The following is a 26,546-nucleotide window of genomic DNA, read 5'->3' on the forward strand; positions in this document are numbered from 1 at the left end:
TCTTTCTGGCGCTCGGTCCTGTCCCCGGGGCCCTGGAAAGGGGCCCGGAGGGTAGGGGAGCGAGCACGAGCCTTCTTCCCGCCACGGGCGGTGAAGCGAAGCTTGCGCCGCCGGGAAGGGTTCTGTTAAGGACCCCCCGCCTCGTAGTCTGGGGCCGGGGGTGTTGACCCCGAGTCGTACCCACTTCACACACGCCCGTGCCGGTCGCCGGTGCTCCCGTGAGTGGAGGACTTCTCCGAAAGGAGAGCCCTCGCTCCCGGCAGTCACGGCCGGAGCAACACCCGGGTGTGGCGGAATAACCGGAGAAACAACATGTCGATCGACACGCAGGAAACGCAGACGCAGCAGCAGGCCATGGCCGCCGCCGGCGGCATCACGATGCGGCAGCTCCTGGAGGCCGGCGTCCACTTCGGCCACCAGACGAAGCGCTGGAACCCGAAGATGAAGCCCTACATCTTCGGTGCCCGCAACGGCATCTACATCATCGACCTGCAGAAGACGGTCTCCATGGCCCGCTCGGCGTTCCGCTTCGTGGCGGACGTGACGGCCCGTGGCGGCACGGTGCTCTTCGTCGGCACCAAGAAGCAGGCGCAGGACGTCATCCGCGAGGAGGCCGCGCGCGCCGGTCAGTACTTCGTCACCAGCCGCTGGCTGGGTGGCACGCTGACCAACTTCAAGACCATCAAGCAGGGCATCGACCGGCTGAAGACGCTGGAGAAGATGGCCGAGGATGGGACGTTCGAGCGCCTGCCCAAGAAGGAAGTCGCCTCGCTGGAGCGCGAGCGCGAGAAGCTCGAGAAGAACCTGGGCGGCGTGAAGGAGATGTCGAAGCTGCCCCGCTGCGTCTTCATCATCGACCCGAAGAAGGAGCACATCGCCATCCACGAGTCGACCCGCCTGGGCATCCCCGTGATTGGCCTGGTCGACACGAACTGCGATCCGGACGGCATCGACTTCGTGATTCCCGGCAACGACGACGCCATCCGCTCCATCAAGCTCTTCACGTCGAAGATCGCCGAGGCCTGCATCGAGGGCGCCGCCCGTTACCGCGCCTCTGGCGCGGCGGAGCGCGACGAGCAGGAGGAGCGCGAGGGCCGTGATGACCGCCGCGACCGCGACGACCGCCGTGGCCCGCGCCGTGACAACCGGGATCGCCGGGGTGGCGACCACCGCGGTGGTGGCGACCGTGGCGGCGAGCGCCGGGGTCCTCTCGTGGAGATGAAGGGCGCGCCGGCCGTGGCCGAGCAGCCCGCGGCCGAGCAGCCCGCGGCGGCCGAGGGTGGCGAGGCGGCGAAGGAGTAGTCGCCTCTCGCTGTACTCCAGTGTTCGTGGCGGCCGGGTGGCGCATCAGAATGCCTGCGACCCGGCCGTCCTTGTTTTTCGCTGTAGCCGTATCCCTTGAAACCGGATGCTCCGCCCGGCGCCTGGCGCCCTCGTGACGGTGGAGACAGGAGACGAACATGGCCGAAATCACGGCCCAGATGGTGAAGGACCTGCGCGAGCGGACCAGCGCGCCCATGATGGACTGCAAGAAGGCGCTCACGGAGACGGGCGGCGACTTCGCGAAGGCCGAGGAGTGGCTGCGCAAGAAGGGCATCTCCAAGGCGGCGGGCAAGGAAGGTCGCGTCGCGGCCGAGGGCCTCGTCGGCACGTACGTCCACGGCGGCCGTATCGGCGTGCTGGTGGAGGTCAACTGCGAGACGGACTTCGTCGCCCGCAACCCTGACTTCCAGGACCTGGTGAAGGAAGTGGCGATGCAGATCGCCGCGACCGGCCCCAAGTTCGTCCGTCGCGAGGAAGTCCCCACGGACAACATGGAGAAGGAGCGCGAGATTCAGCGCGACCTGCTCAAGCAGCAGGGTAAGCCCGAGGCGATGCTGGACAAGATCCTCGTCGGGAAGATGGAGAAGTACTACGAGCAGGTCTGCCTCGTGGACCAGCTCTGGGTGAAGGACGACAAGAAGAAGGTCGGTGACATGATCACCGAGCGCGCCGCGAAGATTGGCGAGAAGGTCTCCGTGCGCCGCTTCGTCCGCTTCGAGGTGGGTGAGGGCATCGAGAAGAAGAAGGACGACCTCGCCGCCGAAGTCGCCAAGACGCTGCAGGGCTGAGCCCCCTCGCGGCCCTTTCGGGGGCCGTGAAATGGTTCGAGCAGGGCCCTGAGGGCCGCGCGCTCCGTACCCCTGATGGGGGCGGGGGACGCGGCCCTCGCCTTTGCGGGCCTTTCCAGCCCCTCCAGGCGATTGGCATCTGACGGTGTGAGCAGGGGTGTCCGACTCGGGCGTTGATATGGCGCCAGACGGGGGATAGAAGCGGACGCGCATGTCCTCCGACACGACCCAACCGCTCCGCTTCAAGCGCATCCTCCTCAAGCTCTCGGGTGAGGCCCTGATGGGAGAAGGGAAGTACGGCATCCACCCACCCACCCTCAGTGGCATCGCGGACGAGGTCATCAAGCTGGCGGCGGCCGGCGTGGAGGTGGCCCTCGTCATTGGCGGAGGCAACATCTTCCGCGGGGTGGCGGGCGCGACGGAGGGGATGGACCGGGCCAGCGCCGACTACATGGGGATGCTGGCCACGTGCATCAACTCCATGGCCATGCAGGACGCGCTGGAGAAGAAGGGCATGCACACGCGCGTGCTGTCGGCCATCAAGATGGAGCAGATCGCCGAGCCCTACATCCGCCGGCGCGCGGTGCGCCACCTGGAGAAGGGGCGGGTGGTGATTTTCGCGGCGGGCACGGGCAATCCGTACTTCACGACGGACACGGCCGCGTCGCTGCGCGCCATGGAAATCAACGCCCAGGTCATCCTCAAGGCGACGAAGGTGGACGGCATCTACAACGCGGATCCGAAGAAGGACCCGACGGCGCGCCGCTACCGCTCGCTGACGTACATGGACGTGTTGAAGCAGAACCTCAACGTGATGGACTCCACGGCCATCTCGCTGTGCATGGACAACAAGCTGCCCATCATCGTCTTCGACCTCACCGTGCCGGGAAACATCCAGCGCGCGGTGCTGGGGGGCGGAGAGATTGGTACCGTCGTGGGCGGCAGCGAGACGGTCTGGGCCTGACCGCTCGCATTCATCCCGACTCGTGTTCAAGGAGAGCTCGCATATGAGCGGTGACATCGTCGTCGAATTGAAGGGCCGTATCGACAAGTCCCTCGAGGACCTCAAGCGGGAGCTGACCAAGGTGCGCACCGGGCGCGCCAGCACCGCCATCCTCGACAACATCCGGGTGGACTACTACGGCACGCCCACCCCGCTGTCCGGCGTGGCCAGCGTCAGCGCCCCGGAGCCCCGGCTCATCATCATCAAGCCGTGGGAAAAGACTGTCCTGAAGGAAATCGAGAAGGCCCTTCGCGAGGCCAACCTCGGCATCAACCCGATGAATGACGGGGAGATGATTCGCCTGCCCTTCCCGCCGCTCACCGAGGAGCGCCGCAAGGACATCGCCAAGCAGGTGAAGACGAAGGGTGAGGACCACAAGGTCGCCATCCGCAACATCCGCCGTGACGCCAACGAGGCGCTCAAGACGCAGTTGAAGGACAAGAAGATCACCGAGGACGACCACAAGCGCATCTCCGAGAAGGTCCAGAAGGAGACCGACGGCGGCGTGGCCCAGGTGGATGAGATCATCAAGAAGAAGGAGAAGGAGGTCATGGAGGTCTGATGGCCTTCGTGCTCCTGGCCGAGCCCGCCGCTCCGGTGGCGGGTGTCTTGCGCCGGTTCCTCGAGGGAGCCGGCCACGAAGTGAGTTGGGTGGCCAGCGCCGACGAGGCTCAACGCGCCTCGCGAGAGCGGCCGCCCTCGGTGGTCCTGGCTTCGGGGCTGGGGCCGCTGGATGGAGAGGCGCTGTGCCGGAGCCTGCGTGCCCAGGGGCTCCACGTGCCGGTGCTACTGGTGTACCCGCCGGACGAGGAGCAGGCCGACGAGCGTGCCGCCCAGGCCGGTGCGGATGGCAGTCTGGTGGGCCCCCTCAAACGCGGCACCGTCCTGACGTGTGTCTCGCTGCTGCTGCAGCGCGAGGAGGCCCGGCGCACCGCCGTGGTGCCTTCCGTTCCGGTGCCGCCTCCTGCCCCAGCTCCGTTGGTGGAGCCCGAGGCCCGGCGCGTCACCCGTCCGGAGCCGGCTCCATCCACGGGCGGCACGTCGGCGGACTTCGAGTTCCTCAAGCGGCTGATGCTGATGGAGGTGAAGCGCAGCCGGCGCTACCGCTATCCCATCGCCCTGCTGATGGTGGAGGTGGACCGCTTCACGGAGCGGTCCGCGGCGCTGTCACCCACGGCGAGGCGGGGCGCGCTGGCGGAGACGCTGGGTCTGCTGGTGGAGGGCGTGCGAGACATCGACGTGGCCGTGCCCTTCGCGGACAGCCGCTTCGTCGTCTTCCTCCCGCACACGCCTCGCTCGGGCGCACGGGTGGTGGCCGAGCGCCTGAGAGAGAAGCTGAAGGCCGTGCAATCCCTGCCCGCGGGCACCGCATCCGTGGGCGTGGCGGTGTCGGAGCCTCCCGCCGGAAACAAGAGCGCGCCGCCGGGCGCCACGGGCCAGCAGGTCAGCTTCGGCGGTCTGCTGAAGGACGCGGGAGACGCGCTGCGACGCGCGCAGGCGGCGGGTGGTGACTGGGTGGAAGTGGCCAGCGATGCCGCCAGCCGCACTCAGGACGGGTAGATGAAGTCCACGTCGCTGATGTCGTGCACGACGTCGGCGACGAAGCGGAACAACTCCATGCCGCGTGCCTTGTCGTCCTGCCAGGTGCCGCTGGCTTCGTCGTAGTTGAAGTGGATGCCCTGGCCTCGCCCCGCCACCCAGATCTGCTTCACGGCGCGCTGGGTGTTGACGATGCACTTCTCCCGGGAGCGGGCGGTGAGGGTGAGCATGTCACCCGTGCTCTCCGCCTCCAGGAGGTCTGGATCAATGGCGTCCGCGGCGGCAAGCATCCGCTTGAAGACCATGGCCACGAGCTGGTTGTAGCGGGCTTCTTCCATCATGGCCGCACGGGCCTCACTGAATGACGTCAAGCACCTGCTGGCCAGGGGCCGCGTAGAACAGGAACTTGAAGTGCGGCGACGTCTCGCTCTCGACGCGCTCCAGGGCGATGACGGTGCCCGGGTGAACGGACTTGGGGAAGGACTGCATCCCCGTCAGGTGCGCCGCCAGGGCGCCCATGGATGGCTGGTGGCCGACCAGGACGAGGTTCTCATCCGCGTGCTCGGCCAGCACCGGCTCCACCGCGCCCACCGGCATGTCCGGCAACAGGCAGCGATGCGCCCGCAGCAGCCCTTCGTGTTTCGTCACGAAGGACAGAATCTGCGACGTCTGGACCGTGCGAACCAGCGGGCTGGTCAGGATGAGGCCGATGGGGCCCATGCGCTCGGACAACGATGCGAAGTGCGCGGCGGTGTTCGCCCGAGCCTTCGCTGTGAGCGCGCGCGCCTCGTCACCGAGACCCTCGGGGATCTCAGCGTCCGCATCGCCGTGCCTAACCAGGAAAATCCTCAAAGTCCCTCCACCGGTACGACAGGACCGCGGTTCGTACATGACCGCAGCCGGGTTGGTCAAAGGTAATGCGGCGATTGTTCAGTGGCCGCAACAACCTCGGCATGACAGACAGGAGTTGGCCGCCCTCCTCCGCACGCGTCCGCGCAGCATACACGCGGGGACTGACGTGCCGTGTCTCTCTGGAAGGAGTCTGGATGCGCAAGGCGCTGTGGGTCCTGGCAGGGCTGTTGGCCTTCTCGGGCTGTAAGAAGGATGGGGCCACGGGTAGCGATGCACCCGGGGTGGCGGATGGTGGTGGTGTCGCCGGCCTGGTGGCCGAGGAGGCGACCGGCGCGGGGCCCTATGTGGTGACGCCCGAGAAGCTGACCGCCTACGTGGCCTACCAGCGGCGGATGCTGGAGGTGTACGGCTCCCAGGTGAAGGGACTCCAGGGGTTGGGCGCGCTGGTGGATGCGGGCACTCCGGAGGCGATGGCGGAAGTCCGCGCGGGCCTCAAGGTGGTGGAGGCGAAGGCCAAGGCGGAGTCGGAGGCGCGCACGCAGGCGGGGCTGAGCGTGAGTGACGTCAACGGCCTGGCCGAGGTCGTCACGGCCGTCATCAGTCAACGGCAGCTCGGGCGCACGCTCCAGTACGAGGAGGAGCTTCGGAAACTGGAGGAACTCCAGGAGAAGCTGCCGCCCGAGCAGCGTCAGGAGCTGGCGGCGCAGGTGGCCTCCATGCGCCACCAGGTGGAGTCGTTCCAGAAGCTGACGGATGTGCGGCGTGAGTACGGCGACGCCAACGTGGACGTGGTCCTCACGCGCGAGGACGAGCTGATGAAGAACTACCAGGAGATGCTGCGGGTCTTCACCGGCACGCGTCGATGAAGACCCGGGAAGGCGTGCACCTCAGACGCGCTTGAGGTGCGGTGCCTTCTTGAGCAGCTGCGCCAGGTAGAGGTCGGCGACCTTCTCCATCACCGTGTTGCCGCGCAGGCGCTGGTTCAGGTTGACGAAGTCCACCTGGTCCAGCCGCTGGTCCTGGTTGTAGCAGGAGAACACCCACGTCTCCTTGCCGGTGCGCGGGTCCACGTGCCGCTGGAGGCACTGGGCGCAGATCTCCTTCATCATGCACTGCATCGGCGAGTTGATCGAGCCGATGGCCTCGTGGTCCGGCTTCAGGTACGGCTGGAGCACCTTGTGCCGGGCCTCGGCCACCGCGCGCATCATCCGGTCCGATCCGATGGCGATGATGCGGTCCACTTCCGACAACGGGATGAGGCCGGGCGTGGCGAGCTTGCCCTCGGCGTACGCCACCATCGCCTGCACCACGTTGCCTCGGAAGGCGGCGTCCTGCGGACGGCGCGGCTCAATCAAGTCGCCGCTGTCCACGGACCACACAATCTGGTCCGTGCCGGCCTCGATTTCGTCGTGCTTGAAGGAGTCCGACTTGAGGCGGTAGGCGGCGAAGTAGACGACGCGGCAACCCGCCGCCTTGAGCGAGCGGGCGATGGAGAAGAGCACCGCGTTGCCCAGGCCACCGCCCACGAGCACCACCGTCTCGTTGTGGGCAATCTCGGTGGGCGCGCCGGTGGGGCCCATCAGCACCACGGACTCGCCCGGGGTGAGCGCGGAGCACAGGCGCGACGAGGAGCCCATCTCCAGGACGATGGTGCCCATCAGTCCCTTCTCCTTGTCCACCCACGCGCCGGTGAGGGCCAGGCCCTCCATGGTGAGTCGCATGCCGTCGACGACGGGCGCGTTCCGCTCGAAGTTCTGGAGCCGGTAGAACTGGCCGGGCTGGAAGTGGCTGGCCGCGAAGGGCGCCTTCACCACCACCTCCACAATCGTCGGCGTCAGGCGGGTGACGGACACCACGGTGGCGTTGAACGCGGCGTCCAGCTTCGCGAAGTGCGCGGCGCGCAGCTCCTCGCGACGGGCCTGGGCGACCTCGTCGTCGAAGTCGAGCGACGCCACTTCCTTCGCGTACAGGCGCGCCACTTCCGAGTAGCCATCCTTCGCGCTGGCCATGGCCTTCACCACGTTGCCCGCGTACGTCGGGTGGTTGTCTCCGTAGAAGGAGATGAAGCGCCCGTCCTTCGCATACGACGTGAAGAAGCCCACCTTGGAGTCCAGGTCCTCGCTGGCCTCCACGGGCTCCAGCGTGAAGCCCTGCTCACCGTCCACCAGGGAGTAGCCCTGGAAGTAGTCGCCGCCCTCGTCGAGCTTGAAGGTGCCCGGGTACTCGCGCTCGTACGTGACGTTGGGCGAGGTGCCGGCGGCCACGCACACGGTGCGCGCGGGCAGCTCGAAGAACTGGCCGCTGCCCTTGAGCTTGCCGTCCACCGTCACCATGCGCTCGAAGCGCAGCGCTCGCACCGCGCCCGTCTCGTCCTGCAGCGCCTCCACCGGGCTCATGCGCTCGATGAAGCGGATGCCCTCCTCCAGCGCCTTGGACACTTCCTCGTGGTTGAGGCGGTAGGCGGGGGACTCGGTGAGGCCGCGGCGGTAGGCCAGGCTGACGCCGCCCCACGCTCGCACCAGCTTGATGAAGTCCGGCGTGCGGCCCTCCGCCTTCGCCTGCTCGCGCTCGGCGCGCACCGCGCGGCCGTGCTCCAGGAAGGTCTGGTAGGTGGCGCGCTCCTCGGCGTCCAGCTTCGCGAGGATGGCCTCGTCGCCCAGCTCCGCGGAGAGCTTCTCGTGGCGGGCGAGCGCCTTCTCCACCTGCACCGGGTAGTACGCCATCAGCTCCGTGGCGGTGTCGACACCGGTGAGGCCGCCGCCGATGACGATGGCGGGCAGCTGCACCTGGAGATTCGCCAGCGAGTCCTTCTTGAAGGCGCCCGTGAGCTGGAGCGCCATGAGGAAGTCGCTCGCCTTGCGGATGCCCCGGATGAGGTTGTTCTTCATCCCGATGATGGTGGGACGTCCGGCGCCCGCGGCGATGGCGATGTGGTCGAAGCCCAGCTCCCACGCGTCCTCGATGGTGAGCGTGCCACCGAAGCGCACGCCGCCGTGGATGCGGAAGCCGTCCCGCCGCGCCAGCGTCAGGTGGATGAGCGTGAGGAAGTTCTTGTCCCAACGCACGGTGATTCCGTACTCGGACACGCCGCCGAAGCCCTCCAGCACGCGCTCATCCAATTCGCGCGTGAGCGAACGCCAGTCGCGGATGGGCTTGAGGGCGTGGCCATTGCGGCCGGCCAGCTCGTCGGAGAACGGCTCAATCTTCAGGCCGTCCATGCCCGTGACGCCGAAGCCCTCGTTGAGCAGGTAGTGCGACAGCGTGTAGCCGGCGGGCCCCAGGCCCACCACCAGCACGTTGCGACCCACGTAGGGCAGCGCGTACGGACGGCGGATGTTGAGCGGGTTCCAGCGCGTGAGCAGTCCGTAGATTTCAAAGCCCCAGGGCAGGTCCAGCACGTCCGTCAGCGCGGCCGTCTCCGCCAGCGGGATGTTCACCGGCTCCTGCTTCTGGAAGATGCACGCCTTCATGCAGTCATTGCAGATGCGGTGGCCGGTGCCGGGGCACATCGGGTTGTCGAGCGTGATGACCGCCAGCGCCGCGAGCGAGTTGCCCTCGCGCTTGAGCAGGTGCGCCTCGGAGATGCGCTCGTCGAGCGGACAGCCCGTGAGGGGGATGCCCAGCGGGTTCTTCTTGTAGCTGTGGCCCTCGGCCACCTTGTCCTTCGCGGGGAAGCCCGTGGAGCAGGAGTCCTTCTGGCGCTCGTGGCAGAGCACGCAGTAGTCCACCTCGTTCATCACGTCGCGCGCTGTGCCGCGGCGGTCGGTGAGCTTGAAGCCGTCGCGGTGGCGAAGGTGGTGCGGGAGTCCTTCGGTGGCCTCGGGAAGAGCGGCGTCCGGGCGCTGGAGCTGCACGAGCTGGTCGAACACCAGCGGCTTGGGCACGCGGTGGGTGGGCCAGGTGTGGAACTGCTCCTTGGTCTCCGGGTGCAGCGCGCGCGCGTACGTCCAACGGTCCGCCAGCGACAGCAGCGCGCGGACGGCCTGCAGCTCCGCGGCGTCATCGCCCTGGGTGACGAGGCTGGAGCCGAAGGCCTCTCGGCCCTCCGGCGTGGCCGTCAGCGAGGTGCGCAGCGCCGACCAGCGGGCGCGCAGGGCCTCCGCCTTCGCCTGCTCCTCCGCGGGCAGGTTGCCGGAGAACAGCCGCTCCAGCTCCATGAGCGTGAGGACGGACTCGGCGAGGCCGCGCTCGAAGTCGCCCAGGGAGAGCGCCTCCGGGAAGCCGAGCTGGAGCAGCAGCCGCATGCGCCCATCCAGCGACGGGAACTCGGCCAGCGCCGGACGGTCCGGCGCGCCCTTCTTGAAGACGCGGCGGGTGATGAACTCGCGCTTGAAGTCGAAGAGGGGCAGCTCTCCCTTCAACTGGCCCATCTGCCGCTCCAGCTCCTGGTCGACTCGGAAGAGCCGGGAGATGAAGCGCGACGTGTGCCGGGCCACCCGCACCAGCAGGTCCGACTCGGCGGGGCCGGTGAGGCTGGTACCGCCGGACTGGCGGTAGGCGTCGAAGGCCTTGAAGAGCTCGGGCTCGTCCTCGGCGAGCTGCGCGTCGAAGCTCTTGGCCAGCCGGCGCAGTCCGCGCGGGCGGTAGAGGTCTTCGAAGGTGAAGCCCGGCAGACCCAGTTGAAGGGAGGGGCCAGGGTCGGAGGGCAGGTCGGTCAGGGCGCGCATATCACTGAAGGTGTAGGAGGAACCCGGAGCAACGGCTCGCGTGCGGGGCCTATTTCGCGGTGAGCCGCCCGGAAAGCAAGCGGCCTCGCGACGCCGCGTGAAAGCAGGCGATGGGAGGGAGTGGCTCTGCTGGAGTTGTAACGCGGGAGCCCGACGCCGGCCTCCCTGTCGGCCCGGGCCCCGGGGGCAGGAGCTCCGTCCCGGGGTGCGACGGCACACCGCGCCATGTGTTGAGGTGCCCGCACAGGGGGGCGGCTGTGTGCCGACCCGGCTGGATTTCCTCTGGAGCAGCACCCGGAGGCGGCCCCTGACGCCCTGTCGGCCACTCTCCTGGCGAGGAAGGGGGCCCTTCGCCATGTCGCGGGAGCCCCGTGGGTGGCACGCCGGTCCACGGCGCTGCCGCTGTCACCGGGTTTCGATACCCGGCAGCGAGGTAGGCAGCGCCCTTCCTTGCCCGGGGGCGGGCAGGGTGACGTGTTCCAGGCGGCGGCGGAGCTTGAACAGCCCCCAGAACATGCGGGCCGCGTCCAGGCCGGGGATGACCTTGGAGCCACCGAAGTCCTCCCAGTCGATGGGGACCTCGAGACAGCGGGCCCCCTGTCGCTGGAGCAGGGCCAGGAGCTCCACGTCGAGCAGCCAGCGCTCCTCGCGCAGCACGTCCAGCAGCGGGCGCAGCACCGAGGCTCTCATGAGCTTCACGCCGCATTGCGTGTCGTAGAAGCGCAGGCCGAAGTGCAGGTCCGTCAGGGTGGCGAAGATGCGGCCCTGGAGGTGGCGGTGGAGATTGCGCACCACGCGGCGGCCAGCCATGAGGATGCGGGAGCCCGCCAGCACGTCCACGCCCTCGGCGTCGGGAGTGTCGGTCAGCCGCACCAGTCGGAAGAGCTCCTCGGCGTTGATGGCCCCGTCCGCGTCCAGGAAGGCGAGCCAGGTGGCTCCAGGAGAAGCGTGGCGCCAGCCGAGGCGGATGGCGGAGCCCTTGCCGCCATTGCGGGGCGCGGCGACATACGTGAACCGGTGGGGCGAACTCGCGGCCGACAGTCGGGCCTGGGCCGCCTCGATGCTGGCTTGGTGCAGCGTGGCGTGCTCTGGCGCGCTGCCATCATCCGCGACGATGAACTCCACCCGGGGCGTCGGCTGGAGCAGGGCGACGCGGGTGAGGGACTCCACGAAGCGAGGCAGTCGCTGCCCCTCGTTGTAGGCGGGGATGACGACGCTGATGGAGGGCGCTTCCACGCGCCGGGTTTGAGCACGGTGGGGGAGGGGCGTCAATGCGAGCGCGCGAGGCCCTCACTGCCTCGGCGCGAGGGGTGCTCGTCAGGTGTGATTCCCCGGGGCTGGGTGGCCTGACGGCACGAGCGGCGAGAGGGCGTGCCTGCCTCCTGCGTTTCGGCGGTGGGGATGCAGGTGTCCATCCGTGTCGTCGACCTGCCGGGCGGAGCGACGGGCGGAGGCTTCCGTCGCGCCGGGTTCTCGGCAGGGGTCGGCGCCCTCGCTACCTTCGCTTCGGACGTCGCGGCTTGGAGGTGTTGGGTCCGCGAGGGTGCTTCTCGGGCGGGGACGCCGGCTTCTTCTTCGCCGAGACGCCAGCCGGAGTGGGGGGCGACTGCACCTGCCGAGGCTCCGTCTCGTTCTTGGGAGACCGGGGCTTGGGGAGTACGGCCGCGGCGCCTGTTGACGGAGACGCGGCGTCGTGAGCTGCACCTCGCGCACCGTGGCTCCGCGCAGCGGGGCTCGCCTTCGGCACGGGGGGCGTCGGTCGCGACTGCTCCGCCTGGGGGCGAGCAGGGCCGGTTGAACTCTCGGCGCGCGGCCGGGGTGCATGCCGCGCGGCCGGGGGCTGTTCGGTGCGCGCCGGTTCCTTCGTCACCTGCGGAGAAGGGGAGCGCTGTGCTTCCAGCGAGGGCTCGGCGGCCCGTACCTGAATCGTGCTCGACGAATCACTGGCCTGACGGGCGCGCAGTTGCTCCACCTCGCGGCGCAGGCGGACGACCTCGGCGGAGAGCTGGGCGTACGAGTCGCGCACGTGTCCGTTGAAGACGCGCTGTCGACCCAGGGCCTCGTTGATGAACACCTGGCACGACTTGCGGAAGGCCCACTTGGCCACCACCACGAGCTGACCCACGCCACCCCGGTGCGTCTGCAGCGGCAGCGCGCGCGTGGCGTCGGCGTTCTCTTCCAGCGCGTGCAGGTTGAAGGTCAGTGGCTCCACTCGGGGCTCCACGCCTTCGGCGGGCACCTCCACCGCTTCGGAAGTGGGCAGGCCTCGCGTTCGCAGGCGCTCTTCGATGCGGGTCAGCAGCTCCCGCGCCGGAATGTCGCGTCCCAGCAGCTTCATCGATGCTTCTCCTCGAGGATGCGTTGCAGCTCGTCCCGATAGGCGGCCACCACCTGCGGCCACCCTTGTTTCTTCACGTACGCCAGACCGCTAGCGCCCAGCGCGCTTCGCGCCTCGCCCACTTCGCGCAGTCCCTGGATGAACGAATCCAGGTCCGTATACGCGCGGCCCGCGCCACTGCGTTGAACCTGTCCCACCAGCACGTCCGAGCGCCCGTTCACCAACACCGGCGTGCCCTGCGCGAAGGCCTCCAGCGTGAGCAGTGACAGGCTCTCGTAGCGAGAGGGCACCACCACCGCCAGGGCACCGGCCAACGCGTCGTGCTTGTCCTGCTCGGGGATGCGTCCCAGGTAGCGCACGCCATCGCCCTCCAGCGGCATGTGCGCGTCACCCGCGAGCACCAGGTCCGGCGCGTCCGCGTACCGCTGCTTCAAGGCCTGGTGGAACTGGAGCAGCTCGGGCACACCCTTGCCCGGCTCTTGCCGGCCCACGTAGAGCAGGTAGTCGCGGTGCACGCCGTGCTTCTCGCGGAAGCGAGCCCCATCGGCGGCCGGCCGCTCCACGCCCACGCCCACCACGCGAGTCCTCGCATGGCCCGGGAAGTACTTCTCGATGATGGTCAGCTCCTCCGGCGTCAGGCAGAGCAGCGCGCGAGGGAGCTCGAAGACGTCACGGTACGCATCGAACCGGATGGGCGCTTCGTCATGCGTGGTCGGAACCAGCAGCGCGCGGTCCGCCACCAGGGGCATGCCCCACACCGTCGGCGCGTAGAGGTACGTGAAGAACAGGTAGCCGTCGTACGCGTTTCGCGTGTCGGCCAGATGGCGCAGAAGCCCCGGAGCCAGCGGGCCCTGCTCGGCAATCCACTGCTCTTCGCGCAGCCGCTCGTTGCTCTTGTCGAAGAGCTTTCGCGACAGCCCGTTGAAGCCTCGGATGTTGCGCACCCGCGTCACGGGGAAGCGCAGCACGTCCACGCCGCGCACCGTGTCCGGCCCCGCCGGGAAGTCGTTCTCCCAGGAGAGGTGGTTCTTCGCGCACGTGGTCAGCACCGTCAGGTCCCAGTGCGGCGTGAGGCGCTCGGCCACCTGCGCGGCCAGCATCTCCGCGCCTCCTGTCACCTCGCCATAGCGCTGCACGACTACCGCCACGCGAGGCCGCTTCGGAGGCGCACGACGGGGACGCGACGCGGGCAGGGACGAACCCAGCGCTTCCGACAGCGCCCGCTGCACGGACGCGGCGGAGAAGTGCTCCAGCCTGCGTCGCTGACCGGCGATGACGGGCTCGCGAAGCGACAGGTCCTCGCTCAGGTCCACCGCCAGCTCCGCGAGGAACGCGAAGCGTTTCTGGTCGAACGCGATGCCCGCGCCGCCCAGCGTCTCCGGCACCGCCGCGGCGGCGTACGCCAGCACGGGCACGTCCGACGCCATGGCCTCGATGAGCGGGACGCCGAAGCCCTCGTGCTCGCTCATCGAAACGAACACGGAGGCGGAGCGGTACGCGGCAACCAACTCCGCGTGGCTCAGCCGGCCCAGGAAGCTCACGCCGCTCAAGCCCCGCGCCTCGCGCTTGAGCGAGCGGAAGTAGCGACTGCCCGGCTCGTACCCGCCCACCATCAACAAGCGCGCCTGGGGGCGCAGTCGCAGCACCTCTCGGTGCAGGGCGATGAGGTCCTCGAAGCGCTTGTGCGGCATCACCCGGCTGACGCCGAGCAACACGGGACCGGGGCCCGACAGCTTGCTCAGCAGCTTCGCGTCCGCGCGCTCGGGACCGAAGCGCTCCGGTTCGATGAGCAGCGGCACCGTATGGACGTTGCGGTAGCCCGCGACGCGCAGCTCGGCGGAGTTGTAGTCCGACACGCCGATGGCCACGTCCACGAAGGGCGCCATCGCCGCGAGCTGGGCGCGGCCGGCCACCAGCGCGTTCTCCAGCGACAGTCCCGAGTAGAAGCGCGCGGGGCTGATGTTGTGGAACACGAGGCCGCGCCGACACGGCAGGTGCATGAGCCGGCTGCTCAGCGGAGAGGCGATGCCGTGGTGATAGAGCACCAGGTCGCCCGGCTCCGGCTTCAACGTCGAGGCGGGACTGGCCAGGCCCTCCAACCCCGCGCCGACTTCATCCGCGTACAGGCCGCCCCACACACCCAGCCGGCGCAGGAGGAGCTGCAGGTGCAACGCGGCCTGCCCGGTGGCGTCGCCGGGCACGAAGCTCGCTATCAGCTGGTGAATCGCCATGCGCGCCCTGCCTATCACAGGGGCGTGGTATGAGGCGCACCGTGTCCACCGGCCCCATCGCTTTCGACGCGACGCTCTGGGATGAGCCCACCACCGGAATCGGCCTCTACACCCGCTGTCTCGCGGGCGCGCTGGAGGCCAAGGGTGTGCGGTTGGAGAAGCTGGGCGCGCGCGGCTCGGGCGACCATCCGAGGGGAGCCAGCGGCCGCACCGCCTGGACGCTCGCCCGACTCCCTCGGGTGCTGGAGCGCTCGAAGCCCGCGCTGTACCACGCCCTGGGCAACTTCAATCTCCCCCTGACGCGGATACCCGGCACGGCCTACGTGCTCACGGTGCTGGACCTGATTCCGCTCATCATGCCGGACACCGTCTCGGCGAAGTTCCGCTGGCAGTTCCGGCTGTGGCTGTCACGCAGCCTGATGCTGGCCGACCGGGTGGTGTGCATCAGCGAGCGCACGCGGCAGGACCTGCTGGAACGCTTCCCGGAAGTGGAGTCGCGCGCCGTGGTGGTGCCCATCGGCGTGGACCATGTCCACGCGCCCGTGCTGGACGCGACGAGCGTGGACTTCCTGCGCGCCCTCGCCCTGCCCAAGGACTTCGTCCTCTACGCGGGCTCGCTCGACGTGCGCAAGAACGTGGACCTGGTGCTGGACGCGATGGAGCGACTGAAGGCGCAGGGGCGGCCCGCGTCGCTCGTGCTGGCGGGACAGAGCTGGTTCGGCTCGGGGCGCGTGGAGTCGCGCATCGCGCGGCTGCGCTCGGAGGGGCTCGATATCCGCCCGCTGGGCTATCAGTCCGAGCCGGTGTTCTACGAGCTGATGCGGCGCGCGGCCTTGTTCGTGTTCCCCTCGCGCTACGAGGGCTTCGGACTCCCCCCGCTGGAGGCGATGCGGCTGGGAACTCCGGCCATCGTCTCGACGGCGGGCTCGCTCCCGGAGGTCTGCGGCAGCGCGGCCCTGGCGGTGAGTCCGGACGACGCGGAGGGGCTCGCGGAGGCCATCCATCGGCTGCTGCGCTCACCCGGAGAGCGCGGCGCCCTCGCCGAGAAGGGCCGGGCGCGGGCCGCGGAGTTCACCTGGGAACGGACGGCGGAAGGAACGCTGGCGGTGTATGAGGCCGCGCTCCGACGCTGAGGGTTGGAGCCTCGCCGTCGGAGCCTCGGCGGCGAATCGAGAGTGGAGGATGCGGATGCGAAAGCTCGTGTGGAGTGGTCTCGTGCTGAGCGGTCTTCTGGTCGGGTGCGCCAGCGCTCCGGCGAAGCAGGACCCCGCGGAGCCGCAGGTGGAGCAGGACGTGGCGGTCTCGCCCGACGCGGAGGCCAGGGCCCCGTCGCCCGGTGAAGAGGCGAAGCCGGCCGAGGCGCTGCCCATCCTGGTGAGGGCCAACCCCCAACCCAAGGACCCCATCAACATCGAGGGGGCGAGGGTGGACGGCAACATCCTGACGCTCAACGTCTCGCACGGCGGTGGTTGCGCGGAGCACTCGTACACGCTGGCCTGGGACGGCACGTTCCAGCAGAAGTCTGGCGCTGCGCCCGTGGCAAATTTGGTGATGATTCACGACGCCAACGGAGACCGGTGCAAGGCCATGAAGTTCGCCGAGCTCCGGTATGACTTGAACACCGTCTCCCAGACCTGGGCCGCGCAGCCCGGCAAGGACTCCGGCACGGTGGAGCTGGCCCTGCCCGGCCTGTCCGCGCCGGTGAGCTACTCGTTCTGAGCCCCATCGAGAACCTGGACGCGACATGAAGCTATCGGAGGCCCTGGCCGTACTGGAGCGCAGCTTCAGCGGCCTGGAGGAAGGAGCCCCTCGGCTCGTCGAGGCGGAGGATGACCGCTTCGCCTTGCGGCCGAGCGCGGTGTGGCTGGAGTACCGCTGGTACGTGCGCACGGGCGGAATGGCGGAGGTGTTCCTCAAGTCCGAGCGCGTCCGCGCAGGAGTCCGCTTCCACGCGGAGGCCACGGTGCTGCGGGTTCATCTGCTCGGCGCTTCGTCGGAGCTGTCGGAGCGCGCGGCGCAACTGCTCGTCGGAGGGCGCCCCGCGCCGGAGCGGCTGATGGGACTGTTCGGTGACGATGGTGTGCGCCGCGAGGTGGTCGCCTTCGGACGCACGAGCGTCACCGTGGAGCACTGGGACACGCCCGGCCCGCGCCCTGTCCTGGCCGAGGCGCGCTTCCGTGCGCTCGCGGAGCGCCTGGCGGACCCGGCCTCGACGCCGGAGGAGCGCCACGAGGCGGTGCAGCGCCTCGCTGACGAGCGCAGTCCTCGCGTCGTGGAGGTGCTGCTGGAGCTGCTCTCGCGTCAGTCCTCGCTGATGGCGCTGCGCGTGTTGTCCGAGTGGGGTGAGGAGCGCTCCAGGGCGCCTCTCCTGCGCGCCCTGGACGCGGTGCGCCCCGACAACCCCGCGGACTTGTGGACGCTCACCGCCCTGGTGCGGCGTCTGGATGCGTGGACGCACGTGAAGCGCTGACGGAGGCCACGGTGATGCCCTCCGCGATGAGGTCTTCACGCAGGCGCGTCAGCACCTTGCCCAATAGATTCAGTCCCCTCCACTTAGACGGGTCCTGGATGTTGGGATTGTCCATGCTCAACCCCACACCCCAGATGCGGTCCATGGGACTGGCTTCCACCAGCTCCGTGCCAGCCGTGGCCAGCAGGGCCTCCAGCAGCGAGGCGTTCTGGGTGAACTTCGCGCGATTGCCCTCATGGACGACGCGCTCCCGCTCACGCTCCCACGTGGCGGCATCGAAGTTCCGCACCTTGCGACCCAGCGCCTTCTGCGCCTTGGGCGCCGAGGTCTTCAGGATGCTGGCGAGCACCTCCATGTCACCGAAGACGCGCGCCTTGCCCGCCATCATGTACTGCTCCGTGCAGCCGTAGTGGACCCCGTCCACCACGAACTCGGAGCGGTGCCACTGCGAGAAGGGCGACTCCTCTTTCCAGAAAAAGGTGAACCTGCCCTGCCGCTGAGTGCCAGCCATCGCGAGCCTCCTGGTTGGTGTTGATTGTACACCAACGCTCGGGGCGCGAGGCCCTGACAAGCGCCATGCGGTCGGCCAGCCGCTGGACGGGAGGCGCCCCAGGCGAGGCACCTCCCGTGCAGGGCGATTCAGCCCTGGGCTCGGGCGGCGCCCGGAACCTTGGGGCCGAGCACGTCGCGCAGCGCGTCCGTCACCGTCAGCTTCGGCGTCCATCCCAGCGCGCGCAGCTTGTCCGGAGCCCCGATGAGGCTGGGGATGTCGGAGGGACGCAGGCGCGCGGGGTCCAGCTCGATGCGCGCATTGACGCCCGCGAGCGACAGCATCTCCTCCAGCAGGCTGCGGATGGTCCGCCCCTCGCCGCTGCAGATGTTGTACGCCTGCCCGGGCTCGCCCTTCACGAGCAGCAGCCGGTAGGCCTCCACCACGTCACGCACGTGGGAGAAGTCGCGCACCGCGTCCAGGTTGCCGGTGCGCAGCACTGGGTCCACCGTGCCCAGGCCAATCGCTCGAATCTGCGAGGCGAAGGAGGGCACGACGAACGTCGGGTCCTGACCTGCGCCCAGGTGGTTGAAGGGCCGCGCCATCATGACTTCCAGCCCGTAGCTGCGGTGGAACTGCACACCCGCCAGCTCCGCCGCGGACTTGGAGGCCGCGTAGGGACTCAGGGGCACCGCGGGGGTGTCTTCGGTGGCGCGCGTTCCTTCGGGCACCGGGCCGTACACCTCACCCGAGCCCACGAGGACGACGCGCGTCTTCGGCGCGTTCTCCCGCAGCGCCGTCAACAGATGCACCACCCCCATGGTGTTCACCGCGAACACGCGCGAGGGGTTGTGGTGGCTCTTGGCCACCGAGCTGAAGCCCGCGAGGTGGATGACGCCGTCCGGCTTCGCCTCGGCCACGGCGGCCTTCACCGCGGCCTCGTTGGCCACGTCGAAGTGCAGGGCGCTGCTGCTGACGCCCTCACCGCGCGGCCCGTGCGCTTCAACCACCTCGTCACCGGCGGCGCGCAGAAGCGCGCACAGATGCCTGCCGACGAACCCATCCGCTCCCGTGACGAGAACCCGCATCTACCGCTGCCCCGCCTTCACGCGCTCCAGGTCCGCGTCGACCATCATCTCCACCAGCTGCTTGAAGCGCACCTTCGGCTCCCAGCCCAGCTTGGCCTTGGCCTTCGCCGGGTCGCCGATGAGCAGGTCCACCTCGGCCGGGCGCACGAAGGCCGGGTCGGTGAAGACGAACTTCTGGTAGTCCAGACCGACGCGGCCGAAGGCGATCTCCACCAGCTCGCGCACCGTGTGCGTCTCGTTGGTGGCCACCACGTAGTCCTCGGCCTGGTCCTGCTGGAGCATCAGCCACATGGCTTCCACGTAGTCGCCCGCGAAGCCCCAGTCGCGCTTGGCGTCCAGGTTGCCCATGGGCAGCTTCTCCTGGAGGCCCAGCTTGATGCGCGCCACGTTGTACGTGACTTTGCGCGTGACGAACTCGAGGCCACGGCGCGGAGACTCGTGGTTGAAGAGGATGCCGCTCACCGCGAACAGGCCGAAGGACTCCCGGTAGTTCACGGTGATGTGGTGGCCGTACGCCTTGGCCACGCCGTACGGGCTGCGCGGATAGAAGGGCGTGTCCTCCGTCTGGGGGACCTCCAGCACCTTGCCGAACATCTCGCTCGAAGACGCCTGGTAGAAGCGCACCTGGGGCCGCGTGTGGCGGATGGCCTCCAGCATCTTCGTCACGCCCAGCGCGGTGAACTCACCGGTGAGCACCGGCTGGTTCCAGCTGGTGGGGACGAAGGACTGGGCCGCGAGGTTGTAGACCTCGTCCGGCTTGACCAGATTGAGCAGCGCCGCGAGCGAGAACTGGTCCAGCAGGTCTCCCTGGTGGAGCTGAATCTTGCCGTGCAGGTGCTGGATGCGCTCGAACTTCTCTTCCGACGAGCGGCGCACCATGCCGTGCACCTCGTAGCCCTTCGACAGAAGAAGCTCCGCCAGATAGCTGCCGTCCTGCCCCGTGATGCCAGTAATGAGTGCGCGCTTGGTCGCCATGGTCTTTTTCGCTGTTGGCTGGAAGACGCACTTTGTACCTGACGCGGTTGCCCGGAGCCAACCGTTCCCTCTGGCTTCGTACTTGAAAGGCACACCCCTCGTGCGAAGTTAGGGAGGACCCACCTGCCTGGAGCCTTGGTCATGCGTCACCCTCTCGTCTTCGCCCTGGCGGCTGTCGTCGCCGGCTCCGTTGCCTCCGCTCAATCCACCCAACCCTTGCAGGTCCCCGCCTTCCGGGAGACGACGCCCGGGCCCGCCGCGACAGGCGGTCTCATCCAGGACGTCGCTGTCTGGGTAGGGTCGCCCGTCGCGGGGCAGGGGGATGCGGGCATCGGGCTGCTGCTCACGGCCTATGACAATCAGAACTCCGGCCTCTCCACCTTCGGGTTGGATGGTCAACAACTGGAGCAGGAGCAGGATGGACCCACGGTGAGCGTCGCGGTCCGGGATGGCTTCCGGCTGGGGCCGTCGACGCGTTCCCTGGCGGTGACGGCGAACACCGTCGTCGGGTTGTCGGCCTACGTCGTGGATGGTTTCCAGACGACGAATCGGGTGCAGCGGATTGGCGTGGGGCCGTTCGTCGCCAACAGCACGACGTTCAACACCGTGGCGCTCTATCGCAGCCCCGGCACCGGTCGCTTCTTCGTGTTCGCGGGGACCGCGGACGGCTCCCTGCAGCAGTTCGAGTTGTCCGGAGAGGATGGCGGGTTGTCCTCCACGCTGGTGCGTCCGGCCATCGACGTGGGAGGCCCCATCACCGGGCTGGTCGCCGATGAGGAGCTGGGCTTCGTCTACGTCGTGCAGGCTGGCGAGGCCATCTGGCGCTACAACGCGGAGCCCAACGGCGGTACCAGCCGCGTCCTGGTGGCGTCCCTGTCGGCGACGGGCAGCAACCTGTCCAGCACCGTCAACCGCCTGGCGCTGTACCGCGCGGCCAACGCGGAGGGTTACCTGCTGGCGGCGGACACGGGCGCGGGCACGTTCGCCGTGTTGGATCGCCGCACGTATGCCTTCCTGGGTTCGTTCCGTGTGACAGCGGGGGATGGAGGCCTCGACGCGGTGGAGGCGCCGCGCGCGCTGGCGGTGTCGGCGCTGCCGATGGGGCTGGAGTTCCCCCAGGGACTCTTCGTCGCGCAGGACTCCAACAATGGCGGCACGGACAACCTGAAGCTGCTGCGGTGGGAGGCCGTGGCCGCGGCCTTCACGCCGCCGCTGCGCGTGGACACCCGGCCGTCGACGGGCGACGGTGGCACCGACGCGGGCTCGGATGGCGGCTTGGATGGGGGCGGAATCGGAGGGGGCGGCGGGCGCCCCTCGCCGGGCGGTGGCGGTATCGACCTGGACAACGACACGTCTGGCTGCACGTGTGCCGCCGCCTCCGTGCCCGGTAGTGTGCTCCTCGGCCTGCTGGCCCTGGGGTTGTCGGTGCGCCGACGCCGCGAGCGCTGAAGCGCGTTGCCATGGGGCGCGGGGCACGATGAAGTGCGGCCGCTCATGCGTTCCTCGCGTCCCTTCCTCCTCGCGCTCGTGACTTGTGCCGCCGCCTGCGCCGGCACCCAGCCCTCCGCGCCTGTCTCCTCGCCTCCCGCGTCACCAGTGCGAATCACCCTGGTGGGCCTCAACGACTTCCACGGGCAGGTGGAGCCGCACCGCGCGCGGCTCGCGGATGGTCGGACGGTGGAGGAGGGCGGCGCCGCCACCCTCGCCGCGTATGTCGCGCGGTTGCGCGAGGACAACCCCGGAGGCGTGCTGCTCCTGGATGGTGGCGACCTCTTCCAGGGCACGCTGGCGTCCAACCTCACCGAGGGGGCCATCGTCGTTGACGTGTACAACCACCTGGGGTTCACGGCGGCGGCCATCGGCAACCACGAGTTCGACTACGGGCCCGTGGGACCCGCGCCCATGGCCTCGGGCTCTGGCGAGGACCCGCTCGGCGCTCTCAAGGCGCGCGTGAAGCAAGCGCGCTTTCCGTTCCTGTCCGCCAACCTCCGCGACGCGACGACGGGGAAGACTCCCGCGTGGCTGGGCAACGACGGCACGCACATCGTCGTGGTGAAGGGCCTTCGCGTCGGCGTGCTGGGCCTCACCACCGAGTCGACCCCGAGCGTCACCAATCCGGCCAACGTCGCCTCGCTGCGCTTCGCGCCCCTGGCGTCCTCGGCGCTCGAGGCCTCACGCTCCCTGCGTGAGCGCGGCGCGGACGTGGTGGTGGCGGTGGCGCACGCGGGCGGCCAGTGCTCCGACATGCGCAACCCCCGGGACACGTCGAGCTGCGACAGGGGCGACGCTGAGATTCTCGACATGCTGGCCGCGCTTCCCCAGGGCACGCTGGACGCGGTGGTGGCGGGGCACACGCACCAGACGATGGGCCACTTCTTCGACGGGGTGCCCATCATCGAGACGACAGGGCAGGCCCGCTCGCTGGGCGTGGTGGAACTCTTCGTGGACCCCGTGCGCCGCCGCGTGGACCCGTCCCTCACTCGCATCCAGGCCGCCATTCCCCTGTGCACCCAGGTGGAAGCGACTCACGGCGGCTGTGATGCACGGCGCCTGCGCGAGCGCGCCGAGGTGAAGCTCGCGCCCGCGGTCTTCCTGGGCACCCCGATGCAGCCGGATGCGGAAGTGACGCGGCTGCTCGCGCCCACGCTGGCGGAGGTCGATGCGTCGCAGGGACGTGCGTCGGGCGTCTCCTGCGCCTCACCCCTGGCGCGCGGCTTCACGGAGGAGGGGGCCTTGGGCAACCTCATCGCGGATGCGCTGCGCGAGGCGGCCGGCGCGGACGCCGCGGTGATGAACCCCGGAGGCATCCGGGCCGACCTGCCAGGTGGGACGCTGTCCTTCGGCCACGTCTACCAGGCGCTGCCGTTCGACAACACCGTGGCCGTGCTCACGCTCACCGGCGCCGAGCTGCGGCACCTGCTGGAGCTGGCCCATGGGGTGGAGCGCGGCGCCGTGTTCGCGGTGTCGGGCCTGGAGCTGACGCTGGCCCGCTGCCCCGGGCCCGGCCGGCTACAGGGGGTCACGCTGGAGGGCGGCAAGCCGCTCGTGCCAGAGCAGCGCTACCGCGTGGCGGTGCCGGACTTCCTCGCCCGGGGTGGTGACGGCGTGGATGGCGTGACGCGGCCGTTGCCCCCCGAGCGCACCGAACTCTCCCCGGTCCGGGGAATGGACCTGCGCCAGGCGCTGATCTCCTACGGCCGTTCCCACGGGGGCGTCCTGCCCACGCCCGCGCTGGGACGCGTGCGCTACAGCGGTGTCGCACAGGTGTGTCCCACAGCCTCTCGCTGAGAGAACCTGGGCTGAAAATTCGACCGCGAGCTGATCCGCTGGCGGTGAATGGGGCCGCCAACCCTTGGAAAGATCAGCGGAAACGCTCCCGGGCCGATTTTTCGGCCTGGGATCAGTTTTCAACGGAAGGAAGAGTCCTTACTCTAGGGCTCGCGAGTGCCCGTGCCGAGGTGGCCCCGTCATCAGGGACTGCGTGCGAGGGCCTCCGAGAGCGGAGGGACTGACATGCTCTACAAAGTGACCCCGATGATGCCGCCGCCGCCGGACAAGGCGAAGCCGCGTGAGCCGGGGCAGGCCCAGCCGCGCAAGCGGCGCAAGTCCGCCGTCTACGACGCGGATGGCCACGAGGTGCTCATCTCGTTGATGTGCATCAAGTGTCGCACCCTGAAGCCCCTGGCCCAGTTCGGCCTGCGGAAGATGGCGGACGGCGCCATCCGCAACCAGCCCTGGTGCCGGACGTGCCGCTCGGGCGCGGGCACCAAGAAGCCCAAGGCTGGCAAGGGCGAGGCCACCGCCGCGCCCACCGAGGCCGCGCCGGTGCTCCAGGTCGTCGAGCGCGCCGCTCCCAAGGCCACCGCCGAGGTCGCCGAGCCCGCAACGCCCGCGCGGGGCTGAAGGCTCTTCGCTCCGAAGTCACCCCTCCGGGTCGACCATGTCCTGGCCGACCTGAAGGGACGTTTTCGAGTCCCTCGTCACGACAGTCGCAGGCCCGCCGGCAGCGTGTCGCCGAGCGCGCGTGCTTCATCCGCGGCTTCCAACGCCACCACTTCGCGCACCATGCGCACCCACGTCTCCGACGCCTGCGCGGCGACGAGCGCCTGCGCCGCGCGCTCGCGCAGGGCCGGGTCCACGTCTCGCGTGCGGTCTCCCGTGAGGCGGGCGAGCTGCGCGGCGGCGAACGGCGCGCCGTCAATCTTCCGCAAGTCGAGCTCCAGCAGCAGCGTGAGCCACGCCTCCGCGGTCTCCACGTCCACCACCTTGTGGCCGCTGCCGTAGAGGGGCACGCGTGCGCCCAGGCGGCCCAGCGCCCAGGCCCACGGCCCGCCAGATTTTGCCTCGGCCTTCAGCCGCTCGGCGATCCACCGCCCCACCTCCGCCTTGTCCGAGGGCGACAGGTGCTCCAGTGAGGCCGCCGTGCGCACCATCTCCTCCAACCCCTCGGGTTGGATTCCCTTGAGCTTGCCGGAAGGCGGCGCGCCAGGGGGTACCTTCCTCGCGAGGTGCGGCTGGAGGTAGACGTAGAGCTTCTGCTGCTGCGCCTCGTTGAGTCCGCCGGCGATGCGGCGCCACATCACCCAGAACTCCGTCCACACCGCCTTGTCCGAGTGGTGCTGCACCAGCGCGTCGAAGAGGCTGAAGGTCTGCTCCGCGCGCCATCCGTCCAGCGGGTAGCCGAAGCCCGGGCGCAGGGTGAAGCCCGCGAGGCTGTAGAAGACGCGCTCGTGGTCCTCGCTGCGACGGCGCTTGCTGGCGCCCGCGTACAGGGTGCTCCACATCTCGCGCAGCACCGGCACGCGCCACGTGTCGCGAGGCCCCAGTGCCTTCTCCAGCGTGCGCGAGAGCTGCTTCACGTCCTTGGAGCCCAGCGGCAGCGGCTTGTTGCCGTAGACGCGCTCGATGTTGTCCTTCGCCTCGGCGAAGCGCGCGGGCATGGACTCGGTGACGGTCAGCTCGTGGGAGCCGCCGGTGCCGCGCAGCTCGAACTCCAGGCGCCACCGCTCGTCCGCGACGTCGGAGACGCAGTACAGCTCCAGCGTGCCAATCTCCGTCAGCGCCGCCTGGAGGTGCACCGGCACGTCCGCGACTTTTCCCGCCGCGCCCTTGAGCAGCGTGTGGATGGGCGGCAGGGGCTTCAAGTCCTCCGCCAGCGGCACCAGGTCCCCAGGCTTGTCGATGCGGTCGCTCGTCGTCGAGTAGAGCTGGAACTGCACGGGCCGGCCGAGCGTGAGGGTGAAGGGGCGCTCACCCAGGTCGACCTTCTGGCCCTCCTCGAAGCCTCGGGGAATGAGGCAGAGGGCGGGCTGCTCCGCGCTGTCCGCCGCGCGCTGCAGGCCCACGTAGTACGCGCGCGCCGCGCCACCGCCGATGCGCAGGCCGTGACCACGCCGCACCAGCCCGTAGTACGCCGCGCCCCGCGCCACGGCCAGCTCCAGCGATTCGTGGCGCAAGAGGGAGATGGTCGGCGCGTCCGGCCACCACGCGGACACGGCCTCCACCAGTCGCTGCGAAATCCAGGGCGAGTTGAAGACGCCGCCGTTGAGGAGGATGGCGTCGGGGCGGGGGAGGGCGCCCTCGAAGGCAGGCGTCTCTCCCAGGGCCGCGAAGCCCGCCGCCGCGTGCTGCGCGAGGAAGGCCGCCAGGTGCCGTGTCACCGCCGCGTCCTGCACGTACGGCAGGCCCAGCTCCTGGAGCGCCATGCGCGCGGCGCGGCGAGGCCGCTCCGTGGGTGGGGTGCGCGGGAAGAAGCCGTCCAGCACCAGCGCGTGGGCCTCCTCGCGCGTCAGCTCGGACGACAGCGTTCCTCCCAGCAGTCGGCTGCCCTCGCCCGCGAGCGACACGCCGTACTTCTCCGGTGGCGCCTTGCCCAGCAGCGCTTCCTTCGCGGTGCGCGCGGCCTGAATCGCCTGCGTCCACTGCGTAGCGGACAGGCGGCGTCCGTCCGTCAGGAGCTTCTCCTCGACGCGCCGGGCCAGCGCGGCGTCCATGTTGTCGCCCCCCAGCATCAGGTGGTCACCCACCGCGAGGCGCCGCAGCATGGGGCCTTCGGGCGATACTCCCGCGTGCACCAGCGTGAAGTCCGTGGTGCCGCCACCCACGTCCACCACCAGCACCAGCCGGACGTGCGCGAGCGTCTGCTCCAGCTCCGCGCGGTGGCGCGCGGTGTAGTCGTAGAAGGCGGCCTGGGGCTCCTCGAGCAGGGTGAACTTCTCGAGCCCCGCCTTGCGCGCGGCGCTCACCGTGAGGGCGCGCGCGGCCTCGTCGAAGGAGGCGGGGACGGTGATGACCACCTCCTGCTTCGACAGGGGCTCATCCGGGTGCGTGAAGTCCCAGGCGCGCGCCAGGTGCGTCAGGAGCAGGGCGCTGGCGTCGACGGGGGACAGCTTCTGGACGTCGGCCGGAGCGCCCCAGGGGAGGATGGGCGCGGAGCGGTCCACGCCCGGGTGACACAGCCAGCTCTTGGCGCTGGCCACCAGTCGCCCCGGCACGCGAGCACCCTGCCAGCGCGCAAGCTCCCCCACCACCCACGGACCGCCGTCATCGCCCCAGGGAAGCCGGAGGGACTCGGCGCTCAGCTCGTGCCCCGCCGGCACGTACACGGTGGAGGGAAGCAGCGCGCGCGGCGCCACCTCCCCCTGACGGACCAGCTGAGGGACGGGGAAGTCCTCCACGGGCGCGCTCGCGCCCCGGGCGGGGTCCACGGACGCCACCGCGCAGTGGGTGGTGCCCAGGTCGATGCCAACGATTCGCATACACCTCCGTTTGCCGGCCGGCGT

General features: G+C 69.6%; 22 protein-coding genes. 12 read left to right on the forward strand and 10 right to left on the reverse strand.

Features of this window, described 5'->3' with window-relative positions; genetic code table 11:
• Positions 1-312 precede the first annotated feature (312 nt).
• The 5 genes from rpsB (at position 313) to HUA74_RS02960 (ending at position 4,674) form a co-directional block, all read left to right on the forward strand.
• Positions 313-1,302: a 30S ribosomal protein S2 gene (gene rpsB, locus HUA74_RS02940; protein WP_141645589.1), complete on the forward strand. Its 990-nt coding sequence runs from the start codon at positions 313-315 to the stop codon at positions 1,300-1,302.
• Between the two features lie 158 nt (positions 1,303-1,460).
• A complete protein-coding gene (gene tsf / locus HUA74_RS02945; protein ID WP_141645588.1) occupies positions 1,461-2,111 on the forward strand; it encodes a translation elongation factor Ts in 651 nt (216 codons plus the stop codon).
• A gap of 211 nt (positions 2,112-2,322) precedes the next feature.
• Positions 2,323-3,075, forward strand: a complete 753-nt coding sequence (pyrH, locus tag HUA74_RS02950) for a UMP kinase (RefSeq protein ID WP_141645587.1) — start codon at positions 2,323-2,325, stop codon at positions 3,073-3,075.
• A 43-nt stretch (positions 3,076-3,118) separates the two neighbouring features.
• On the forward strand, positions 3,119-3,676 hold the full coding sequence (gene frr / locus HUA74_RS02955; protein WP_174453331.1) for a ribosome recycling factor: 558 nt from the start codon (positions 3,119-3,121) through the stop codon (positions 3,674-3,676).
• A complete protein-coding gene (locus HUA74_RS02960) occupies positions 3,676-4,674 on the forward strand; it encodes a diguanylate cyclase (RefSeq protein WP_174453332.1) in 999 nt (332 codons plus the stop codon). Before frr ends, HUA74_RS02960 begins: the two co-directional genes overlap by 1 nt.
• Here HUA74_RS02960 and cyaY read toward each other — a convergent pair.
• Both cyaY and HUA74_RS02970 read right to left on the reverse strand, forming a co-directional pair.
• The gene (gene cyaY / locus HUA74_RS02965) at positions 4,662-4,994 is read right to left on the reverse strand and encodes an iron donor protein CyaY (protein WP_174453333.1); all 333 of its coding nucleotides are present in this window, start codon (positions 4,992-4,994) and stop codon (positions 4,662-4,664) included. The two genes, HUA74_RS02960 and cyaY, sit on opposite strands and share 13 nt — an antisense overlap.
• Positions 4,995-5,007: 13 nt before the next feature.
• Positions 5,008-5,505, reverse strand: coding sequence for a histidine phosphatase family protein (locus tag HUA74_RS02970; RefSeq protein WP_174453334.1), 498 nt, complete (start codon positions 5,503-5,505; stop codon positions 5,008-5,010).
• 194 nt (positions 5,506-5,699) lie between these two features.
• Here HUA74_RS02970 and HUA74_RS02975 point away from each other — a divergent pair, with 194 nt between their 5' ends.
• Entirely contained in the window at positions 5,700-6,371 is a 672-nt protein-coding gene (locus HUA74_RS02975) for a hypothetical protein (RefSeq protein WP_174453335.1), read from the forward strand.
• Between the two features lie 21 nt (positions 6,372-6,392).
• Here HUA74_RS02975 and HUA74_RS02980 read toward each other — a convergent pair whose 3' ends face one another.
• The 4 genes from HUA74_RS02980 to HUA74_RS02995 all read right to left on the reverse strand — a co-directional run bounded on the left by HUA74_RS02980 (position 6,393) and on the right by HUA74_RS02995 (position 14,741).
• Positions 6,393-10,172, reverse strand: a complete 3,780-nt coding sequence (locus HUA74_RS02980) for an FAD-dependent oxidoreductase (RefSeq protein WP_174453336.1) — start codon at positions 10,170-10,172, stop codon at positions 6,393-6,395.
• Between the two features lie 405 nt (positions 10,173-10,577).
• Entirely contained in the window at positions 10,578-11,408 is an 831-nt protein-coding gene (locus HUA74_RS02985) for a glycosyltransferase (protein WP_174453337.1), read from the reverse strand.
• Between the two features lie 259 nt (positions 11,409-11,667).
• Positions 11,668-12,510: a hypothetical protein gene (locus HUA74_RS02990; protein WP_174453338.1), complete on the reverse strand. Its 843-nt coding sequence runs from the start codon at positions 12,508-12,510 to the stop codon at positions 11,668-11,670.
• The gene (locus HUA74_RS02995) at positions 12,507-14,741 is read right to left on the reverse strand and encodes a glycosyltransferase family 4 protein (protein ID WP_174453339.1); all 2,235 of its coding nucleotides are present in this window, start codon (positions 14,739-14,741) and stop codon (positions 12,507-12,509) included. Before HUA74_RS02995 ends, HUA74_RS02990 begins: the two co-directional genes overlap by 4 nt.
• Positions 14,742-14,770: 29 nt before the next feature.
• Between HUA74_RS02995 and HUA74_RS03000 the strand changes: the two genes are divergently transcribed.
• From HUA74_RS03000 to HUA74_RS03010, 3 genes are read left to right on the forward strand one after another with little or no spacing between them, the layout of a single operon-like run.
• Entirely contained in the window at positions 14,771-15,874 is a 1,104-nt protein-coding gene (locus HUA74_RS03000) for a glycosyltransferase family 1 protein (protein WP_174453340.1), read from the forward strand.
• Positions 15,875-15,929: 55 nt separating this feature from the next.
• The gene (locus HUA74_RS03005; protein ID WP_174453341.1) at positions 15,930-16,460 is read left to right on the forward strand and encodes a hypothetical protein; all 531 of its coding nucleotides are present in this window, start codon (positions 15,930-15,932) and stop codon (positions 16,458-16,460) included.
• A gap of 25 nt (positions 16,461-16,485) precedes the next feature.
• Positions 16,486-17,211, forward strand: coding sequence for a hypothetical protein (locus HUA74_RS03010; protein ID WP_174453342.1), 726 nt, complete (start codon positions 16,486-16,488; stop codon positions 17,209-17,211).
• Here HUA74_RS03010 and HUA74_RS03015 read toward each other — a convergent pair.
• The 3 genes from HUA74_RS03015 to gmd all read right to left on the reverse strand — a co-directional run bounded on the left by HUA74_RS03015 (position 17,162) and on the right by gmd (position 19,764).
• Positions 17,162-17,722, reverse strand: coding sequence for an NADAR family protein (locus tag HUA74_RS03015; RefSeq protein ID WP_174453343.1), 561 nt, complete (start codon positions 17,720-17,722; stop codon positions 17,162-17,164). The genes HUA74_RS03010 and HUA74_RS03015 overlap by 50 nt on opposite strands.
• A 128-nt stretch (positions 17,723-17,850) precedes the next feature.
• On the reverse strand, positions 17,851-18,789 hold the full coding sequence (locus HUA74_RS03020; protein WP_141645573.1) for a GDP-mannose 4,6-dehydratase: 939 nt from the start codon (positions 18,787-18,789) through the stop codon (positions 17,851-17,853).
• Positions 18,790-19,764, reverse strand: a complete 975-nt coding sequence (gene gmd, locus HUA74_RS03025) for a GDP-mannose 4,6-dehydratase (RefSeq protein WP_141645572.1) — start codon at positions 19,762-19,764, stop codon at positions 18,790-18,792. It abuts the gene before it with no gap.
• Between the two features lie 141 nt (positions 19,765-19,905).
• Here gmd and HUA74_RS03030 point away from each other — a divergent pair, with 141 nt between their 5' ends.
• From HUA74_RS03030 to HUA74_RS03040, 3 genes are all read left to right on the forward strand, one after another.
• Complete coding sequence (locus HUA74_RS03030) at positions 19,906-21,213, forward strand: myxosortase-dependent phytase-like phosphatase (RefSeq protein WP_174453344.1); 1,308 nt, start codon at positions 19,906-19,908, stop codon at positions 21,211-21,213.
• Between the two features lie 45 nt (positions 21,214-21,258).
• Complete coding sequence (locus HUA74_RS03035; RefSeq protein ID WP_174453345.1) at positions 21,259-23,052, forward strand: bifunctional UDP-sugar hydrolase/5'-nucleotidase; 1,794 nt, start codon at positions 21,259-21,261, stop codon at positions 23,050-23,052.
• A gap of 225 nt (positions 23,053-23,277) precedes the next feature.
• The gene (locus tag HUA74_RS03040) at positions 23,278-23,667 is read left to right on the forward strand and encodes a hypothetical protein (RefSeq protein WP_141645569.1); all 390 of its coding nucleotides are present in this window, start codon (positions 23,278-23,280) and stop codon (positions 23,665-23,667) included.
• 77 nt (positions 23,668-23,744) lie between these two features.
• On the opposite strand, the gene HUA74_RS03045 is transcribed toward HUA74_RS03040, so the two are convergent.
• The gene (locus tag HUA74_RS03045; protein ID WP_174453346.1) at positions 23,745-26,522 is read right to left on the reverse strand and encodes an Hsp70 family protein; all 2,778 of its coding nucleotides are present in this window, start codon (positions 26,520-26,522) and stop codon (positions 23,745-23,747) included.
• Positions 26,523-26,546: the final 24 nt, after the last annotated feature.

Origin of the sequence: Myxococcus sp. CA051A (genome assembly GCF_013336705.1) — a bacterium.
Taxonomy (GTDB): Bacteria; Myxococcota; Myxococcia; order Myxococcales; family Myxococcaceae; genus Myxococcus; species Myxococcus llanfairpwllgwyngyllgogerychwyrndrobwllllantysiliogogogochensis.

What these genes read in the sequence shown, in the direction of transcription:
- tsf (WP_141645588.1), top strand. Translation starts at nt 1,461, where the DNA reads ATGGCCGAAATCACGGCCCAGATGGTGAAGGACCTGCGCGAGCGGACC.
- frr (WP_174453331.1), top strand. Translation starts at nt 3,119, where the DNA reads ATGAGCGGTGACATCGTCGTCGAATTGAAGGGCCGTATCGACAAGTCC.
- HUA74_RS02975 (WP_174453335.1), top strand. Translation starts at nt 5,700, where the DNA reads ATGCGCAAGGCGCTGTGGGTCCTGGCAGGGCTGTTGGCCTTCTCGGGC.
- HUA74_RS02980 (WP_174453336.1), bottom strand. Translation starts at nt 10,172, where the DNA reads ATGCGCGCCCTGACCGACCTGCCCTCCGACCCTGGCCCCTCCCTTCAA.
- cyaY (WP_174453333.1), bottom strand. Translation starts at nt 4,994, where the DNA reads ATGATGGAAGAAGCCCGCTACAACCAGCTCGTGGCCATGGTCTTCAAG.
- HUA74_RS03045 (WP_174453346.1), bottom strand. Translation starts at nt 26,522, where the DNA reads ATGCGAATCGTTGGCATCGACCTGGGCACCACCCACTGCGCGGTGGCG.
- pyrH (WP_141645587.1), top strand. Translation starts at nt 2,323, where the DNA reads ATGTCCTCCGACACGACCCAACCGCTCCGCTTCAAGCGCATCCTCCTC.
- HUA74_RS03000 (WP_174453340.1), top strand. Translation starts at nt 14,771, where the DNA reads ATGAGGCGCACCGTGTCCACCGGCCCCATCGCTTTCGACGCGACGCTC.
- HUA74_RS03020 (WP_141645573.1), bottom strand. Translation starts at nt 18,789, where the DNA reads ATGCGGGTTCTCGTCACGGGAGCGGATGGGTTCGTCGGCAGGCATCTG.
- HUA74_RS03005 (WP_174453341.1), top strand. Translation starts at nt 15,930, where the DNA reads ATGCGAAAGCTCGTGTGGAGTGGTCTCGTGCTGAGCGGTCTTCTGGTC.
- gmd (WP_141645572.1), bottom strand. Translation starts at nt 19,764, where the DNA reads ATGGCGACCAAGCGCGCACTCATTACTGGCATCACGGGGCAGGACGGC.
- HUA74_RS03015 (WP_174453343.1), bottom strand. Translation starts at nt 17,722, where the DNA reads ATGGCTGGCACTCAGCGGCAGGGCAGGTTCACCTTTTTCTGGAAAGAG.
- HUA74_RS03010 (WP_174453342.1), top strand. Translation starts at nt 16,486, where the DNA reads ATGAAGCTATCGGAGGCCCTGGCCGTACTGGAGCGCAGCTTCAGCGGC.
- HUA74_RS02960 (WP_174453332.1), top strand. Translation starts at nt 3,676, where the DNA reads ATGGCCTTCGTGCTCCTGGCCGAGCCCGCCGCTCCGGTGGCGGGTGTC.
- HUA74_RS03035 (WP_174453345.1), top strand. Translation starts at nt 21,259, where the DNA reads ATGCGTTCCTCGCGTCCCTTCCTCCTCGCGCTCGTGACTTGTGCCGCC.
- HUA74_RS02995 (WP_174453339.1), bottom strand. Translation starts at nt 14,741, where the DNA reads ATGGCGATTCACCAGCTGATAGCGAGCTTCGTGCCCGGCGACGCCACC.
- HUA74_RS02990 (WP_174453338.1), bottom strand. Translation starts at nt 12,510, where the DNA reads ATGAAGCTGCTGGGACGCGACATTCCGGCGCGGGAGCTGCTGACCCGC.
- HUA74_RS03030 (WP_174453344.1), top strand. Translation starts at nt 19,906, where the DNA reads ATGCGTCACCCTCTCGTCTTCGCCCTGGCGGCTGTCGTCGCCGGCTCC.
- rpsB (WP_141645589.1), top strand. Translation starts at nt 313, where the DNA reads ATGTCGATCGACACGCAGGAAACGCAGACGCAGCAGCAGGCCATGGCC.
- HUA74_RS03040 (WP_141645569.1), top strand. Translation starts at nt 23,278, where the DNA reads ATGCTCTACAAAGTGACCCCGATGATGCCGCCGCCGCCGGACAAGGCG.